Origin of the sequence: Microtetraspora sp. NBRC 16547, from assembly GCF_030268965.1 — a bacterium.
GTDB lineage: Bacteria > Actinomycetota > Actinomycetes > Streptosporangiales > Streptosporangiaceae > Microtetraspora.
Genome location: NZ_BSSE01000009.1, coordinates 44665 through 62501, shown reverse-complemented (window position 1 = coordinate 62501; position 17837 = coordinate 44665). Strand labels below are relative to the sequence as shown.

13 protein-coding genes are annotated in these 17837 nt (G+C 69.2%); 4 read left to right on the top strand and 9 right to left on the bottom strand.

What is annotated here, in order from left to right; all coding sequences use genetic code 11:
* The first annotated feature begins 44 nt into the window (after positions 1–44).
* Both QSK17_RS15015 and QSK17_RS15010 read left to right on the top strand, forming a co-directional pair.
* On the top strand, positions 45–596 hold the full coding sequence (locus tag QSK17_RS15015; RefSeq protein ID WP_285705327.1) for a hypothetical protein: 552 nt from the start codon (positions 45–47) through the stop codon (positions 594–596).
* A 40-nt stretch (positions 597–636) separates the two neighbouring features.
* Positions 637–1179, top strand: coding sequence for a transposase (locus QSK17_RS15010; protein WP_352231800.1), 543 nt, complete (start codon positions 637–639; stop codon positions 1177–1179).
* A gap of 340 nt (positions 1180–1519) precedes the next feature.
* Here QSK17_RS15010 and QSK17_RS15005 read toward each other — a convergent pair whose 3' ends face one another.
* On the bottom strand, positions 1520–1657 hold the full coding sequence (locus QSK17_RS15005) for a hypothetical protein (RefSeq protein ID WP_502889212.1): 138 nt from the start codon (positions 1655–1657) through the stop codon (positions 1520–1522).
* A 233-nt stretch (positions 1658–1890) separates the two neighbouring features.
* On the opposite strand from QSK17_RS15005, the gene istA reads away from it, so the two are divergent.
* Together istA and istB are read left to right on the top strand one after the other, a co-directional pair.
* Entirely contained in the window at positions 1891–3465 is a 1575-nt protein-coding gene (gene istA / locus QSK17_RS15000; protein ID WP_502889211.1) for an IS21 family transposase, read from the top strand.
* A gap of 38 nt (positions 3466–3503) precedes the next feature.
* Positions 3504–4241, top strand: coding sequence for an IS21-like element helper ATPase IstB (istB, locus tag QSK17_RS14995; protein ID WP_285705323.1), 738 nt, complete (start codon positions 3504–3506; stop codon positions 4239–4241).
* Positions 4242–4623: 382 nt separating this feature from the next.
* Here the strand turns inward: istB and QSK17_RS14990 are convergent, their stop codons facing one another.
* The 8 genes from QSK17_RS14990 to QSK17_RS14955 all read right to left on the bottom strand — a co-directional run bounded on the left by QSK17_RS14990 (position 4624) and on the right by QSK17_RS14955 (position 17823).
* Complete coding sequence (locus tag QSK17_RS14990; protein WP_285705322.1) at positions 4624–5709, bottom strand: hypothetical protein; 1086 nt, start codon at positions 5707–5709, stop codon at positions 4624–4626.
* A 165-nt stretch (positions 5710–5874) separates the two neighbouring features.
* A complete protein-coding gene (locus QSK17_RS14985; protein WP_285705321.1) occupies positions 5875–8154 on the bottom strand; it encodes a hypothetical protein in 2280 nt (759 codons plus the stop codon).
* A 152-nt stretch (positions 8155–8306) separates the two neighbouring features.
* Complete coding sequence (locus QSK17_RS14980; protein WP_285705320.1) at positions 8307–10520, bottom strand: TIGR03986 family type III CRISPR-associated RAMP protein; 2214 nt, start codon at positions 10518–10520, stop codon at positions 8307–8309.
* Positions 10520–11068: a type III-D CRISPR-associated protein Csx19 gene (gene csx19 / locus QSK17_RS14975; RefSeq protein ID WP_285705319.1), complete on the bottom strand. Its 549-nt coding sequence runs from the start codon at positions 11066–11068 to the stop codon at positions 10520–10522. Before csx19 ends, QSK17_RS14980 begins: the two co-directional genes overlap by 1 nt.
* Positions 11065–12663: an RAMP superfamily CRISPR-associated protein gene (locus tag QSK17_RS14970; protein ID WP_285705318.1), complete on the bottom strand. Its 1599-nt coding sequence runs from the start codon at positions 12661–12663 to the stop codon at positions 11065–11067. The genes csx19 and QSK17_RS14970 overlap by 4 nt, the downstream gene beginning before the upstream one ends.
* On the bottom strand, positions 12660–15053 hold the full coding sequence (locus QSK17_RS14965) for an RAMP superfamily CRISPR-associated protein (protein ID WP_285705317.1): 2394 nt from the start codon (positions 15051–15053) through the stop codon (positions 12660–12662). Before QSK17_RS14965 ends, QSK17_RS14970 begins: the two co-directional genes overlap by 4 nt.
* Positions 15050–16720, bottom strand: a complete 1671-nt coding sequence (locus QSK17_RS14960) for a Cas10/Cmr2 second palm domain-containing protein (RefSeq protein WP_285705316.1) — start codon at positions 16718–16720, stop codon at positions 15050–15052. The genes QSK17_RS14965 and QSK17_RS14960 overlap by 4 nt, the downstream gene beginning before the upstream one ends.
* The gene (locus QSK17_RS14955) at positions 16705–17823 is read right to left on the bottom strand and encodes a hypothetical protein (RefSeq protein WP_285705315.1); all 1119 of its coding nucleotides are present in this window, start codon (positions 17821–17823) and stop codon (positions 16705–16707) included. The genes QSK17_RS14960 and QSK17_RS14955 overlap by 16 nt, the downstream gene beginning before the upstream one ends.
* Positions 17824–17837: the final 14 nt, after the last annotated feature.

Sequence of the window (17837 nt, the reverse complement as noted above, 5' to 3'; positions counted from 1 at the left end):
AGTCGGCCTACTACGCGCTGCGTCACACCATCATGCAGGGGCGGGTGCTGCGCTCGGGTGATGCCGCCGGGCTGGAGCAGGAGATGTGGTCGGTGCTCGCGCTCTACCAGCTCCTTCGTACGGTGATGGTCGACGCCGCCGAGTCCCGGCCCGGTACCGATCCGGACCGCTGCGGCTTCTCCGTCGCTCTGCATACGGCGCGCGATCTGGTCGTTCAAGCCGCATGCGTCGCCGACCGCGGCACCGACCTGGTCGGGGTCATCGGGCGCCGTGTCCTGGCCCATCTGCTTCCGTCCCGCCGCCCGCGGGTGAGCACCCGCAAGGTCAAGTCACCGATCTCTCGCTACAACGAACGACGCGACGATGGCCGGCCAGACCGAAGTCAGCCTGTCACTGCTCTCACCATCACCGTCCTTGCAGCACCTACGGAGCCCCCGCTTCCCATGGCGTCCCGGGATGACCGGCTCACCGCACTGACCGACCGCCGCAGGGAAAGGGTTCTGACCCTGCTTCAGGAAGATCCCGGCCGGTCCTGGCGCCCACGGGACATCGCCTGCTACCTGGGCGACATCACCCTAGGCACCATGTATCGATAGCTTTCACGATGGGCCGAAAACGGCCTCATCCTCAAGATCGGTGCCGGTCTCTACACCGCCGCTACGCACCCGCCGACTCCCTTGCCAAAGCCGCAAAAACGCTAACTCCCGGCCTTGGGGGAAGCCCACCCTCGAAAGCGAGGTCGAGGCGCATTTTGGCCGGCACCCGGACGCTGAGATCATCCTCAGCCAGCCCGGTATCGGTGTCGTTCTCGGCGCCCGGGTGCTTGCCGAGTTCGGGGACGCTCCCGGGCGCTACACGTCTGCCAAGGCCCGTAAGAACTACGCGGGAACCAGCCCGATCACCCGTCAATCCGGCAAGATGCGCACCGTTCATGCCCGCTTCGTCCACAACGACCGCCTCGTGGACGCGCTCCATCTCCAGGCTTCCTGCGCGACTCTTCACGACCGCGAGGTCCGCGCCTACTACGACGAACTCCGCGCCCGCGACGTCGGGCACAACGCCGCCCTCCGCCAAGTCGGAAACCGCCTTGTCGGCATCCTCCACGGCTGCCTCAAAACCCGCACCCACTACGACCAGGCAACCGCCTGGTCACACCGATCCCGCGCCCTCGTAGCTTGACATCTCAGCTCCAGGGATGTCTGACGCGATCATGTCGCGCCTTTTCCCACAGCGCTCACCACGACCGGCGCTTAACCGACGCAGCCTGCGGTGGTTTGGGACCTCCCCCTGCAGGGCGATCCCGGAGGACCTACCTCCATCTCTTGCACAGCACCGCATCCAGAGGCTTCTATCAACGCCTCCTTCAGCGTTCGTGACACACGACCTGCGGAAACACGCCTTGGTCCATCCCGCATATATCCCGCGACCGCTGACATGCGACGGCAGCCGGCGCCTAAGAGGTCCTAACAAAAAGATCAGCGGACGAGGCGCCGCCAGCAGATGATGGCGGCGGCGAGGGTCATGAAGGCTTCGTGGATGTCGTCGCGGACTCCCAGGCGATCCCGGTGTAGAGCACGAACAGGATGCCCGACAAGACCTTCCGGTCATCCAGACGCCTGCGGCCGGGGTGGTCGGCACGGCGTGGCACGACCGGCAACAACGGCTCGATTGAGAGCGGTCACGTGGAAGTCTTGCTGAGCGGACAGAAAAGTCGAGGCTGACGGACAACGGATCCCGGCTGGCGGCCACTGAAAATCCTGGTCAATGGCCAGGTTGAACTCCTGATCTTGTCCGTGTGTCACAGCGCGGGTCCCCCTCCGCGGGGGCTTGGGTTGCGGGTTGTCGAGACCTGACACCCAAGACCCGCGGGGGGCCGTGACGAAGTCTGGCATGGAGCTCATGGAGATTTACGAGGCTTACGACCTGACCGGGTGCGCCTGGTCGGCAGCGCAGCTGGTCGGCTGCGATCCCAAGACGGTGCAGCGGTATGTCGCGATCCGCGCGGCGGGTGGTAATCCGCACGCCGGCGTGCCGCGGGTCAAGGTGATCGACGCGTTCCTGGCGAAGATCGAGGAGAAGGTCGACCGGTCGAAGGGGAAGATCCGCGCCGATGTGGTGCACAAGGACCTGGTCACGATGGGGTTTTCCGGGTCGGAGCGGACCACGCGGCGGGCGGTCGCCGACATCAAGGCCGCCTGGAAGGCGGGGCGGCGGCGCGTCTACCGGCCGTGGGTGCCCGAGCCGGGGATGTGGCTGCAGTGGGACTGGGGCGAGGGGCCGCGGATCGGCGAGCGTCGCACGCAGCTGTTCTGTTGCTGGCTGGCATGGTCCCGGTTCCGGGTGGTGATCCCGGCATGGGACCAGACGCTGGGCACGTTGACCGCGTGCCTGGATGCGGCGTTGCGCACGCTGGGCGGGGCGCCGACGTATCTGCTGACCGACAACGCCAAGACGGTCACGGTCGAGCACATCGCCCGCATCCCGGTGCGGCATCCGCAGATGGTCGAGCTGGGGCGGCATTACGGGTGCGTGGTGGCCACCTGCGAGCCGTTCGACCCTGAGTCCAAGGGCGGGGTGGAGGCAACGGTGAAGATCGCCAAGGCGGATCTGGTGCCTACCCACACCAACCTGCGCGCCGGCTACGGGAGTTTCGCCGAGCTGGAGGAGGCCTGCGCCGCCTGGGGTGAGCACATCAACGGCCGCCGCCATCGTGAGACGCATCGCCCGCCGGTGGAGATGCTGGCCGAGGAACGCGCTCGCCTGCACGCGCTGCCCGCCGAGCCTTTCGTGCTCGCACTCGGGGAAGAACGCCTGGTCCGCGACGACCGGACCGTCCGCTGGGGAGATGTGCGCTATTCGGTGCCGCCCGGACATGAGGGCAGCACGGTTTGGTGCCGGGTGCACGGTGAGGAACTGGTCATCGTCGGCCGCGGTCTCGGCAGTGGTCTCGGCGGGCACGTTGCAGCAAGTGGTGGGCGGCACGGCCGCGGCGGTCTGAAGGAACTGTGGCGGCATGCTCTGTCCACGCCGGGCAGGCCGCGGATCGTCGATGCGCACTATCCCGAGCACGGTGGCGGGAACGGGCACAAGGCGCCCAGGCCTCGTCCGCAGACGAAGGCTGAAGAAGCGTTCCTGGCGATCGGGCCGGGCGCGGAGGCGTGGCTGATCGAAGCCGCCGCGACAGGAGTGCCGCGGATCCGCGCCAAGATGGCCCGCGCGGTCGAACTGGCCGCCCTCCTGGGGACTGCCCGCGTGGATGAGGCGCTCGGCTTGGCCGCGATAGGCGGCCGCTTCGCCGAAGCCGACCTGGCCTCCATCTGCGACCACCTGGCCCGCCACGCGCGCGTCGGCGAGCAAGCCCGCGCCGATGAAATCCACTCGGCCCAGCCCGGCACCGCGTCCTGGGCCGCCCTGCGCACCACCACATCAACCACATCGATGACTGGCAAAGGAGACCGTTCGTGAGCGTTACCCTGCCCGCAGCCCCGCCGATCCCCGACAAGTTGGAGGCCCTGCTGCGCCGGATGCGTTTCCCCTACGCCCGCAAGGCGGCACCCGATGTGCTGGCATGCGCCCGCGCGCAACGCTGGGACCCCGCCGAGGTCGTCCGCGTCCTGCTCGCCGAAGAAGTCGTCGGCCGCGACAATGCCACCCGCCGCAACCGGCGCAAGAACGCGAACTTCCCCTCCGGCAAGACCTTTTCCACCTGGCGCAGCGAGGACTCCACAATCAGCGAAGCCACCCAGAACGCGCTGATGACCCTGGAATGGGTTACCCGCGCGGAGAACCTCGTGATCGCCGGCCCGTCCGGAACCGGCAAGTCCCACTTCGCCGAGGCATTGTCGCATCTGGCGATCGAGAAGGATCTGCGGGTGGCCTGGTTCACCCTGGAGTCGCTGGCCGCCTCTGTCAGCCGAGCCAAAATCGACGGATCGGTCTCGCGCGCGATCACCCGCATCTGCCGCAGTGACGTCATCGTCATCGACGACATCGGGCTGCCGCCGGTCAGCCACGAGACCGCCGAGGCGTTCTACCGCGTCGTCGACGCCGCCTACGAGCGCCGCTCGGTCGCCGTCACCAGCAACATTCACCCGTCTGGGTTCGACACGATCATGCCCAAGACACTCGCCACCGCGACCGTCGACCGGCTGATGCACCATGCGCACCTCGTGGAGACCAGCGGCGATTCCCACCGCCTCGCCGAGGCTCTATCCGGACGCGGAGTGGTCCCGCTGACCTGACCACCCACCGGGACATCGACCTGGCCACCCACCGGGATTTCTCGTGACCACACCCGGAATTTTGATGGCCATCAGCCTGGAGAAATCTGGCCGCTCAACGGGAGAACGGCGTGTCCGCTAGCACTCGATCCGCGCCCACAAACCGTCAGGAACGACCCACGGTGGCTGCTCGCCCTTCCTCACGCGGCGATCAACCCGAAGGCGATCACCCGTATTCCTCGATCATTTTGTTAGGACTTGTTAGACAGGCACGAGCCGCGGTCCTCATCACCCCTTGAGGGGGGCGCACTACGCGGCCTCCCGCGCGAGGCATTCGGCGTACCGATCCTCACCGTCCAATGTGGCTGCTCTGTGGGAGCCGACGGATCGGCTCCCACAGAGGTCAGGCCTTCTCGGGCTCAGTCGCCGTTGACGCGACTGTAGAGCACTGCTCGGCGACCCAGTCAAGGTCGGCGAGCGTGACCAGGTGAATGAGCCGCTGCAGGAAACGCTCGGCCGCCGTGATGGTGATTCCGAATTCGTTCGTGATCCAGGCGATGAGCCCGGTGCCGTCTGGAGGAACGTCAGCGGAGAGCCGGGCGGTCAGCTCCAGATAGCGCGCCCGGACCGGGCGCGCGGTCACCTGCCCGCCCGTCAGCAGCTTGCCCAGCGTCCGCCGTGCTGCTTCCTTCTCTTCCCCCAAAATGAACAGCTCCTCCGGCCCCTGCAGGGAGGCGCCGCCGGGGAACAGAGCCTCCTCCCCCAGATATCCGGCCACGTTGGCTGCGTAGAAGCCGGGGCGCAACGCGCGGAGACGCTCCAGCGAGTCACGCAGCATGCGCCGTGCTGCCGGCAGGTCCAGCCTCAGGCGTTCGAGCAGTCCACGGGGTACATCGTAGAGATCCACGCCACCGTTCCGCAGCCTGATGACGGCGTCCTCCAGAAGCTCGAAGGCGACCCCGTCGACGCGCAGCGGCTTCGCCCAGTCGGACGTCCGAAGGTCACGCTCGGGCTTCGCCGACGCGCCACGACTCATCGCGTCCGCACGGCGTACGCGTGCTTCAAGACTCCTCAGCGGGTGATAGACGAGCTGCGCACGGGCCGCGCGGACTCCGCATGACTCCTCCTCGCTGGGCCACCCCCGCAACTGACGAGCCACGAGGTCAAGCCTCTCCCCGGCGGCATCGGACGAGGTCAGCCACCGAACGGCCGACTCCATCTCGCGTACCGTCTCCCCCGTCCGCGTGCGGGGCGGCACTCCCGCGAGAGTCTTTCGCAGTCTGCCGTACCCGTCGAGCAAGTGATCCGCGATCACCTGCTCGCACTCGTCACACCAACGAGTGCGGTCGACTCCGCTGCACGGCCTTCCGTTGTGCCGGGCCCGACGCAGCGGCCCGCGCGCGGCGTCCCTGAGCGCCGGCGAGATCAGTGAGAAGTACGCGTGGAAGGCGGTCGACTCGCATGCGGAAACGATGGCGGCGAGAGTCATGAGAATTGCCCCTCCGAGGCATGGCAGGAGAACGCGCCTGAAAACGCGGTCTCGTGAACATCGGCCTCGAAGTCCGAGGCCCTCAGAGGGAGCGGAATGAACCACTCAAGCTCGCAGGCGTTCCGCCGTTGAACGAGACAAGGCTGCCAACGGCCGCAGCCACCGTCAAGCGCTTTCCCGATAAATCGCCTCAAGAGTGTTGACAACCGATTTGTGACGACTGACGAGTACGTCATCGCCTCTGTCCGGTCCGCCCAGGTCGCGCACAGCGCGTCGCAGAACTTCACGGACTTCCGCGGACCGAGCCGTGCGAGGGCGGGCCCGACCCCGCCGATCCAGAGCATGTCCCTGGATCGACTCGTTCGCCAGCCTGCCCAGCTCCTTCAGCGCTGGGCGCTCCTTGCGGAGCTCCTCCCACTGCCCCCACGAGAACAGCGCCGGACGCAGCGTCTCCACGGCGATGTACACCGTCGGCACCCGGTGCCGCTGTTCACGACCGACCTCGGCGATCAGCGTCAGGCGCCGCCTGGCCGCTGCCAGGCACTGGGCAGCCGTCCAATCGTCGCCGGCGGCACCGAACACATCGTCTTCCAATGCCGTGAGCAGAGGAATCACGTCACGCAAGGTGTCGGAGCCACGTCCGACGAGGCGCCGAGCGGTCCGCAGATCCAGCCGCCTGACGGCGCTCACCGCCAGGCCGGCCAGCATGCGGTCCGCGCCCAGCCTCGCCAGCACTCGCTCACCGCCGCGAAGCTCGGACGCCGCGCCGGGCCTGCGGATCAGCTCTGTCACCCAGAGCGGGCAGGCAGCGGCCAGCGACCATTCCACGCCCGCCGCGATCATGCCGTAGTTGGTCAGGGGCGGTCCCGGGTTGAGGACCAGCACCAGCTCGTCGACATCACGGAGACTGCCCGATCCCCGCTTCCCGGTCGGCACCGCTTCAGAGGCGAGCCCGGCGACGATGGAATCCCGAGCGGCCTCGAAGGCGGCGGCGACGGGCGAAATCACGCGCACGTCGGCATCGCCGTCGTCAGCCGCCCATCGTGCCAGCGCCAAGGCCCGCTCCTGAGCCTCGGCGCTGGCGAGCAGCCGCAGTCGTACGGCTCCCCGGCGCAGCAAGGACTCGCGCCTCCTGCGCAGCTCGGCGAGGACCGTTCGTACGGCGACGCGGTCCTCGGCCTCCCTGCCGTCGTGGTCCAACCCGACGGCGAGAAGTCCCAGGACGTCACCGCTGCCCAGCACCGGCCATCCGGTCATACCGGTGCGGGAGACCAGCTTGATCCCCTGGTCGTCCTTCTCCCACCGGTCGGCGGCGTTCAGCAGAGTGGGCGGCAGTGGTCCCGCGAGCCGTTCCGAGCTGAGATGGGCCCGATGCGTGGACGCGGCGGTATAGAGCTTGATCAGCGCGTCGTCCTTGAGCATGGCCCCGCATGCGCTGGCCGGTTCCTTCCAGAGCTGCTGGGCCGTCATACGGATGTGCCCGACAAGGCCGCGTTCCCCGTCACCTCGGTGGGTGAGCGTGTCGACGAGCCGCTCCATGTGATCGTGAGCTTCGTGCGACAGTCGGCTCTTCTCCCCGTTGAAAAGGCCGCGGAGATGCTGCGCGAACCAGGCGCGGAGCAGCCCGTAATCCGCGGCCTCTCCGCGCCCGAGCCGCTCGAAAAGGGCTGCCTGCGCGGTCGGCCACGTCTCGGTGAACTTGCTGATCCGGCCGTCGGTGAGGGAACGGCCGGTGCCCGAGTTGGAGCCTTCCCGCATGGCGGCGGCGTAGATGGTGTCCCCGGCCTGCCGGGCGGCGAGCAGTTCCCATACCTCCTGGTTGGCAGGATCGATCTCGGCGAGTGCGTCCCAGAACCGGTAACGGAGCAGCCAGGACCGCAGCCGCGCTTCCATGTCCCACACCCCGTCGAGCGCGTACGGCCGTCGCGACCCGTCGATGTGGACGATCTGGGCGGGACGACGGGCAGCCAGCGCGGCGCACACGGCCCCGGCGCTGAGCGCGAACGCTCCCGAGCCGCACGTGACCAGGATCTCGGTGGGGGACCGTCCCAGGAGCCATCGACGCAGCGCCTGCGAGCCGTCTCCGAGAGTCGGCGCCTCCACCCCGACGACCGAGACCGCCGCGGGATCGAAACGCACGCCGTACAACCCGCCTTGCGAGGTGAGCCGCGCACTGATCTCCTCGGCGTGCTCGGCGAACGTCCGGTCTCCCGGCCCTCCCGGCCCTCCCGGCGTGGTGGTTCCGAGCAGAGCGACCAGGGAGACTGGGATCCGGGCGGAGGCGAGCCCCTCGAACACCTTCCTGAGCGGTCGGCGGTCCTTGCCTTCACCCTGTGGATCATCGTCGAGATCGGGGAGCAGCCCCTCGAAGCTTCGGGCCCCCGGCAGCCCCAGATCGCCGCCGCCCACGGCGTGAACGAGCAGAACGCCCTCGGTTTTCTCCACGACAAGGCCTTCCACATGGCAGGTCGTAACGGAATCGACCGGGCGACGTTAACCCATCAGACCAGAGCATCTCCCGCGAAATCGTGAACTATCACCCTCACGCTATTTCCGGAACACCTCTAAATCCGGAAGGTGCGGGAATTAATCATGACTCAACGGCTTTTGCTTCGCTTCCGCCGTCCAGAACGGCCGTCATCGCCCTCCTCTCGTTGTTCGTCCGCGAGATAGGTGGTCAGCGGTGTATCGGTGTCTCCCACGCCGGGCAGAGAGCGGCCTCGACCCGCCGTAGGCGCGTCCTTCGCGATTCTCTCGTTCTCGGTGAACCACTCGTAGGTCCTCCCCCGGGGATCCGGCGGCGCCGGGATGTTCTCCGCCAGCCATTTGGGACGTGTACGGGGATAGTGCACCGGCAGCTCGGCGTTGCCGCGTGCCACGGCCAACACCGCCTCCCTCACAGTGACCAGCTGATGTGAGCTGTCCACCAGGCGGACGAACTCCTCGCGCGACGCCTCCAGGACCTTGACTCCATCACCGCTCGGGAGCGACGCTGACAACGAGCGGTAGTAGTCTGCGAACTCCCCGCCGGAGTGGAGCCAGGTGTTCTCGGCGTCGATGTCGAGCCGTACGCTCCCGAACCCGAGCGGACGCCCGAGACCGATTCGGTGGAAGTGCTCCGGCGGCAGAGCGAGCAGCCAGGCGAGCGCTCCGAGTTCGAGGTCGTCAAGGTCCCTGACGTCGACGGAGAAGCGGAAGGTCGTTCCCGGTCGCACCCACCCCTTGACAGAGCGGTTCTGCGTGTCGTGCTGCTCCTCGTCGGTCGTCCGGTATCGCTTCCTCTCCGCGTCCGGGCTGCCGTTCTCGTCGTACGGGGCTCGGGAGCGGCGGTACTCACGGTAGTGGGAGCCGATCCGGACCTGGGCGGGATCGCGCAAGCCCTGCCCCTCGCTCCAGTGCTGACGCGGATCCAGCCCGGCGTGATGCCAGTACGCCTTCCTCCCGCGCAGGCCACGCCCCGGCCGGTAGAGCTTCTCCTTCGGCGTCCCGTCCCTGACCGGGCGATCCGGCCGGTCGGCCGTCTCGGCGAGATAGAAGCGTCCCTGCTGCGGCCTGGGCTGCCCGAGGATGGCGATCGGCAGACCGGCTCCGTCGAACCGTTCCACCGCCGCGTCGGCGTTCTGCTCACAGGTGACGGGGCCGATGCGCAGTCGGCCACGGTACGCCGCGGGACGCACGCCCGAACCTTGCGGAGAGACCCAGCCGAACACCCGATCGGCCGGTGACAACTCGTCGTAACGCCGTGCCGGCGCCAGCGAATCGGGCAGCAGTTCTCGTGGGGAAACGGGATAGAGATCGCGCGGCACCAGAACCGGATAGAGCGCCGTGACTCGGCCGTTCTCCTTCCGGGCGTAGCACAGCCGACCTCCCCTGATGTCCTGCCGAGCCGCATCGTAGAGATGTGGGCTCCAGGCGAGCTGCCCAGGACCGTCGCCGATCCGTTCTCCCGGACCGGCGACGCCGCCGTCAGCACGGCGGCGTCCGAAGATCTCGGCGTCGTCGTGCGCGCGGCGGTAGTCGGCGATCAGGTTGCTCCACCGCCGTTCCAGTTCGCTCCACAGCCCGGGCGCCAGTTCAAGCTTCTGAGGGGTCTGGCCTTCCTCCAGGTAGAAGAACCGTTCGCAGGTCTTGCGCTCGATGTTGGGGCCGGTGACGAAAGAGATGCCCTCGACGATTCGCTCCCCGCTTCCCCGCGTAAGTACCTCTTCTGTGCCCTTCCTAACAAACCGGACGACCTCAGTACCGTTGTTCTTGCTACGTCTGACCACGGCGCGGAGCCGTTCCAGATGCTGGGGCGCCTCCTGGCCGTCCTTTGGGTAGATGCTCGTCCCGTCGCTGTCGTACATCCTGAGTGCCGCCTGCTGGAACTCGTACAGCACTCTGCCGGTCCCAACGAGAACGGGCACCATTCCCAAGGCGAATCCCGCGTCCCTGCGGAAGCCGAGCGGGCGGTCGTGTCCGTCGAAGACGCCGAGCCTGGAGTTGGTGACCGCCTCGTACGCGGAGCGCAGCATGCCCTTGACCGAGGTGGCGGGCAGGTGGGGGCGTCCGTCGCGGAGCCGTACAGGGTAGACGAAGTGACCTTCCGCGCTTTCCGCACCGTCCACCGCATCCGACAGCGGGGACTTCCGGGCGGTGTCGAGGAGCAGCAGCGGTGTCCGCACAGTGAGGGTGACACCGATGCGGCCGGTCCAGCAACCGCGACGCAGCCGGTCACGCGCAGGCGGCGGGGCATCGCCGAGCGGCTCCGGCAGCCCCTCGCGGGGAAACGCCGGGATGAACGTGTAGGGGTTGAGGAACTCATCGGCCATCACGCGGCCCCTTCCGCTGCATAGGGTTCGAATCCGATCAGGCGTTCCTCGGCGACGTAGGCGTTGCCGTGCTCGGGATCCGCGACGACGTACTCGCGGGCAGCCAGCCGGACACGCTCCCCCTCTCCGGCGGACGCCGAGGGAACGGCCAGAGAGCCCACCCGAGAGGAGACGAGGGTGGCCCAGCCGGATCCGTTCGCCGTCACGGCACCCCAGACGAGATAGCGCGTGTCCGTCGTCGCGAGGGCGGCCAGCGGTTCCACCCGCTCGCCGAACGACTCAGGCAGCAGCCGCTCGTCCTCCGTGAGCAGGACCGCGTAGCCGGGCTCCACCCAGCGCAGCTCCGCCTCCGAGGTGAATACCCGCGCCTCGTAGACGGCCGACAGATCGACCGGTCCGGACGCGCTGACACAGTCACCGTCCTCGACTCTGGCGACGCGGTACGCCGAAGGAGTGGTGAGCAGTGCGCACCCGCCGTTCAGTCCGGTGGCCTGCAACGCCTCCGGCAGGGTGACGCCGGTGGCGGCGGCGCCGTACAGGGTCGTCATGACACCTCCTGTGCCAGGTAGTCCGTCCACGCCCTGGCGATGGACGAGATCGCCGGTCCGTTCAGCACCTCGGACAGCGTGACCTGCTTGCGCCACGGCCCGCCGATGAATGTGATCTCGCTGACCTCGATGTCGCCGAACCCCCTGTTGACGGACGCGCCGAGTGGGACGCGTCCCTCGGCCAGATCGCGCAGGGTCAGCAGGAGCAGGGCCAGCGCAGGATCGCGGCGGTCGGCCAGCCGGGTGAGGTCGATCGAGAGCCTGATCGGCTCCCACTCGATCGCGTGCGGTTCGAGCACGCTGAACAGGCGTCCGTCTGCGGCGCCGCCGGTCCACCGATCGAGGGCGACGTGGTCGGCCTGAGCCATGCCGATGTCGTCCAGCCCGTCCCGCACCGCCGTCGGCAACTCCGCGCGCTCCCCTGGCGATGCCTCCGGCAGGGGGTCGGCTCCGGTGACGGTCTGCCACAGTGTTTCCGGGATCGTGATCAGTGCCCGGCACTCCTCGGCCCGCAGGGCTCCCGCCCACCGGTCCTTGACGTCATCGCGCGCCCCGCCGAACAGATCCCGTACGGCGGGAAGCTGGTCGAGCCGCGCCCGGAACGCGGCGCTGTGGCCGGCGGCGTTGTCCGCGGAGGTGGCGGTTTCCGGAGGGTCTTCGGGTGTGAACCTCGCCGTGCGTTCCACGAACTCGGCGTGCGCCCGCAGCGCGCCCTTGAGCGAGCCGCCGGGCAGGACGAGCGTTAGGTGACGTTGATCGACCCGGGTCGTGAGAGGCAGCGTGTCTACGGTGAGACCGTTCGGCGTCGCCCGGACCATCACCGGCGCGAGCGGCCTCCAGCCGATCTGGACGTGGAGGAATTCACGCCGAGTCGGCAGTTCCGGGTCCGCGACGCTCAGAGACGCCCTCGGGCTGACGCGCGCGGCGTCCCCGCGGAGAACGGCCAGCAATCCCTGCGGCGAGTCGAATCTGTCGACGACGACCTCAAGGGGGTCGTCCAGCAGCCGCACCGAACCCAGACCTCGACCGGTCGCCGCGCCGATCCGTATCTCCCCTGCGGAAAGCGCCATGAGGAGAGCTTCCAGCCGGGCCTCGTCCACGGCCGGGTCCGAGTGGGAACCGGACTCTATGTCGATCTCCAGCCGGATGAAGCATCCGGCTGGGACGACCTGCCTGCCGTACAGGAACTCCTGTGCGGCGGTGCCGGTCACCCGGTCGATGCCGACCGAGGTCCGGAACTCCAGGAACGCGCGATCGAGCGGACCGACCGGCAGGCCGCGATCGTCCAGCCGGGTGCCGGACGTCACCAGGCCGTCGGCGACGATCACACGGCTCGCCCCGCCCTCGGCGTCTTCCTCAGCGGTCCCCCACAGGTCGTGCAGCGGCGCTTCCGGATCGGCGCCCCGCGACCAACTCCGCAGGACTCCGGCGAGGGTCGTGCCGGGCACATATGGGCGGCCCAGACCGTCCAGGGCGACCGGCAGCGGCTCCGACGGGTCCGTACCGAGGCCTCCAACATGCAGCGGCGACTCGGTGCGCAGCCAGCCGCGGGCCCGGACCCGGCTCGTCACGTGCCGTCCTGTTCTGCGCGTCATTCCGCTTCTCCTTTCGCCCGCTCGCGGCTGTGCGCTCCCAGGCAGGCGGTGAGCAGGACGCGCACCGCCTCGTCGTGCAGTTCGGCGCGCAGCGCGGCCGCGCCGTCGGCGGTCACGGTGAGCCGCTCCTCCGGCAGACCGAGCAGCGTCCAGATGCGATCGGAATCCGCGAGCAGGGCAGCGAGCATCTCCGCCTTCTTCTCCGGCCAGGACGGGCGGCCCTTCTTGGGCCGGGTGAGCCTTGCGAGCCGGTTGCGGGCTCTTTCCATCGAGGGCTCTCTGACGACCTCGCGCAGCCCGTTGAGCTGGGTGGGAGTCACCGTGACCGGCAGGAGTTCCGCCCGCCGATCGCCATCCGCCATGACGGCTTCGCAGGTTCGGTGGATCTCCCCACGCCATGCGGCGCGTTCGAAGATCCGGCCCTCGGCGTGGCCGTCCTCACCCGGTGCGATCGGCTCGGGTGGGGCCGGCTCTCTGTCAGGAGCGCCGTGCGGCGTCATGTCGCCGGCGCTCCGGAGCAGGAGGGCGTGATCGATCTCGACCTGTCCGAAACCCTCAGCGCGGCGCTCCCCCACCCCGGCAGCGCGTACCTCGTCCAGAGCCTTGGGGGTGATCGCGCCGCCGGACACCTCAAAGGTGAGGCAGCTCCCGGCGGCCAGGCCGTACAGGGTGGGCCGAGGTAGGCCCCAGCCCCGATGCCAGCTCTCCGTCCGTTGTGCGCCGAGTGCGACCTGGACGCGGCCTTCTCGCGGCTCGGTCAGCGGTGTCAGGGTCAGCCCGGGAGCGCCCGCTCGGGCGAGAGCCTGCTCCAACGCACGGCCGACGTCACGCGGGTCGGTACTGAACCTCAGCCTGCTGTCCCGGACCAGCAGGTCCGACAGCAGCCACACGCGCAACAGGTCGCCTTCACCGTGGGCCGCGTTCGGGCCGCCCTCGCCCCGGGCCACGTCCGGCCTGTCTTCGCCGTAGACCGCGTTCGGCGCGACGACCTCCTGCGATAGGGGACCGTTCGGGACCCGGCGCGCACCTTGCCGGGAACTGTTCGGCATGACGCTTGGGCGTGCTTCCACCTGCGCCTGGCCGTAATCGTCCTTCGCCGACCGGCCGATCCGCCACCGCCCGGTCAGCAGCTTCTGCCAGCCCGGCTCGAGAACGCCTGCCCGCACCCGTACCTCGGCGCGGAGCACCGAACCGGCGGCCAGGGCCTTGTATATGTAGACCCCGCCCACGTCCCGGCTCGGCCGTTGGATGTCGTCCCGGATCGTGTTGTGCATGCGAAGCGTGAAGTCCGGGCTGAGGACCGTGCCCGTCTCCTCTCCGTCCGGGACAATGTGCCCCTCCCGGTACGGCTTGCCATGTGGCGCGTCTTCGGCCATGCGGTTGCCGATGACGTCCCTGCTTCCCTTCGCGTGCACGAACACCTTGGGCACGGGCAGGCTCCGCACTCCACCGAGTGACTGCGGGGTTGCCGCGGTGACCAGGAGGTCTCCCGTACGTACGAGAGCGTGCGCCGGTCGCCCGAGCCGCCTGGCCACCTCGGGCACCAGGCACCAGCCGGGAATGGACGCCTCGCCTCGGACCAGGTTGCCCTGTACGGTGGCCGCGGCGAGGACCGGCTGCTCGACGGTGATGACCAGATCGGCACGCTCCCAGCCGTCACCGGCCGCTGCGGGAACCGGAGCGGGGCGATCCGCCACCGCGTACGGCACGTCCTGAGGGGGAGCCGGGATGTCCGTCCGGGTGAACACGGCGAAGTCGGGCTCGACGTCCCGCAGATCCAACCGGCACCGGCCGGAGCCACGACGCCGCTTGCCTCCCAACCGTTCCAGCAAGCGGGCGCCCGCCACCAGCAGGGCTATGGCCGCCTCCCGCTGCTCCCATTCCAGCGCGTCGAGGCCCCGGATCAGCGCGCGGCCGGTCAGCCGGACGCCCGCCCTGGACATCTCCTCGAATCGGAGCATCCCGGTTTCGGCGGTGCCCGTCCTCGGATCGATCGCCACTCCCGGCTTGCGGAACGTCGCGGCCCAGGCCACCTCCGGGCGGACACGCAGCAGCTCGGGAAGTCGTCCCGGCAGGCGCAGGGCCCCGTCGAGGGCCAGTGCCGCGGGCCCTACAGCATGGCGGCGGTCGGCGCTGTACTGGCCACCGAACAGGAAGTCCAGCCAGTCGTGCCACACCCCGGAGGGGCCGCTGTCGAGCGCGTGCGCCGCCAGCTCACAGGAGTCCCGCCAGACGCCGATCAGGGTCTTGGCGGGGACGATCGGCGCGGCGGTCGCTCCGGACACGCCGCGGGTGTCCCGCTGGACCAGCCGGTCGGCGTAGCCGGGGACTCCCGTACCGGTGCCGACCGCCCAGTCGCTCAGCATGTGAAGTTCGAGTTCGATGTTCATCGGGCCGCTCCCTCAACGGGCAGGAAGGACTCGGCGGCCACGGCATCCATGAGACCCGTTACCATCCTCTCTCCGCCATCGCCCTCATCACCGTCCTGGCGGCAGGCGACGTGATCGACAAGCTCTCCCTGGTCGGCATGGGAGACGCGCATGTCCTGGTCGCGCCACACCAACCGCCCGGGATCCCCTTCCAGCTCCGCCAGCGCCGCCAGGCGAGCCGGGGCGCCGCTGAACCGCGTGCGAAGCAGGGCGAGTCGGGCGTCCGCGACCTCCGCGCCCAGGCACAGCCCCTCGCGCAGCTCGTGCACCGCAGCGCTCGGGATGAGCAGCTCGCCGGACCCGGCATCCCTCCGCCGGAGCGCGTCGACCCGGCGGACGAGGTCCAACCAGCGCCGCCGTTCCGCGCGGGGGTCGGCCGATCCCCGCCCGACCAGGTACGGCGACGCCGACGCGACGGACCCGCCCGCCAGCGTGGACGAGCTCCTTATCCGCGCGAGATCGGGCGCCGAGCTCTCGAACAGCACGGTGAACGCCAGCGCCGACCCCCATACCTTGACCCGCTTGGCCTCAGCGGTGATCAGCTCCTCGGCGAGGTCGTAGGCGAACCTGAACGGGTAGTTGCGCTTGACGATCGCCACCCCGGCCGCCGCCCCCAGCCAGGGGCGGTCCGCCTTGTCGAGGATCGGGCGAAGCAGTGCGTCGCTCGCGGTCTCCTCCTCGAACGCCTCCAGGTAGTGCCGGGTGAACGGCAGTGCGACGGCACCCTCGCAGAGCACGGTCAGGTCGTCGCCGCCGAGCACCAGCGGGAGGACGGGAGACTTGCCGTTCACGGTGGCGGACCTGTGTTCGGCCGCCGTCCGGGCCAGTGCCGTGTGGAAGGCCCTTTTCGCGCAGCCATCGACCCCTCGAGACAATTTGCGCAGCGCGTCGGCGTACGCCGCATCGGGATCTCCGGCGTCCGTCCCTTCGAGCAGCTTCCCGAGCCCCCGGAAGAGGTCTCCGAACCCGTTGCCGTCGGCGTGCACCACCGCCACCCAGTCGGCCTCCAGCCCCAGCCTGTCGACGATCTTCCGCATCGTGGGCACGTCCGTCTCCGCGTCCTCGGCCAGGCGGCCGAGCGCATGCGGGAAATGGCCGAGTTTGGCCATCGACGCCGCCGACCTGGTCCTGACGGGCTCGTCCCGCCCTTCACGATGGAGAGACATCGCGGGCAGCCCCGTGGATGCGCAGTCCTCGACCAGCGGCAGCCGCAGGAACCTCGCCTGCGGGCCCGGCCTAAACTCCCGCACCGCCGCGAGCTCCGTACGCGCGGCGGAGATGCTGTCCGCGAGCGGGCCCATCGCCTCGACCACCACGCCGCAGACGTCCAGACCGGGGGCCTCGCGGAGGGCCCGGCCGGTCAGCTCGGTGACAAGGCCGCGACCAGCGTCCCTGTCCTGGACCAGCACGGTGATGGCACCCGCGCCAGCGGTCACCATCTCGGCGGGGTAGCCGTCCTTTATACGCCAGCTTCGCTCGAACCCGGGGAACACGTCGACCATCGCCTCGTCGGCCCAGACGCCGTCGACCCGGGCGATCAGGTCGGATGCCCCGACGATCTCCTGGCGTTTGCGGGAGGAGAAGATGTACCGCTGGTTGCCCGCCGTACCGATCACGACGACGTACATGGCTCTCCCGTCTTGTTCGGGGTCTCAGAGGATGTCTCATATGGGTGCGCGACGGGGGTTACCTTGTGCCCCAGCAGCCAGCCGAGCGCGAAGGCGACGCTGGCCGGAGCCGCGATGAACAACCGCGGCCGTAGCCCGGCGTACTGCGGGCGAGCCTCGATCCACGCCGACCACGCCGCGTAGACGTGCCGGACCACCAGCTCGAAGTCACCGGTGGTTTCCGGGATGTTGGCCGGGCCGCCGTCGACGACCAGTGCCGCGCGGCATCGCCCCCAGCAGCCGTCGACGTCGAGGCAGCCCTCGCGCGCCGCAAGCAGCGCCTCGGCGACCATCGTCGGGTTGTCGGCGAGATGCACCACGAGCGCGACCGCTCCCCCATCCGAAGCGCCGTCGAATTCCGGCTCCTCGATCACCGTGGCCAGCTTCGCCGCGCGTACGGCTTCCGCCGGGGTCGGCGGCTCCTTCAACCGGCCACTGATCCGTACGGCCGTGAAGAAGTCCGTACGGGCGAGCTCGGCCCGTTGAGGCAGGGCGACCTCGGCAACCGCCTTACGGTCGCCAATGGACGCATCGTCGTGAGGGGATGCGCCGACGCTGCAAAGCCTCCGATGCACGTTGAACTTGAACCTCGCGCCCATCTCGAAGGCGTCAGGCAGGGCGGCGTTGACATAGAGCGACACCGGCGTCGAGGGGTCAGCCTCGGCCAGCTCCGTGAGCCGCGCGTTCACCAGCTCGTAGGCGAGCTCGATAGCGTCCGCGCGCGCCTCTCGCGCGGACGCCTTCACCTCTGCTGCGTCATCCGGCCTCGCCGTCACGATGTCCTTTCGTACGGTGAAGCAGGAGTCGTGATGACGCCGGGCGTGGGCCACCGCGGCGGCGACCCACTGGGCGCTCCACGGCGCCCGCCAGTTCGTCCTCGGCAGGGCGATCACGATGCCCACGCCCTTGCTGCGCTGCTGCCACAGGTTGATGCCCGCGAACGCCGCCGCCGAGGCGACGCACAGGGCGGTGAGGAAGCCTCGCTGATCGCCCAGCCAACTCTTGATCACATCCGGCGCCGTGCCGGCGGCGACCGCCGCCGCGACACCCGCGAGGGCTGCCACACTCCAGCGTGATG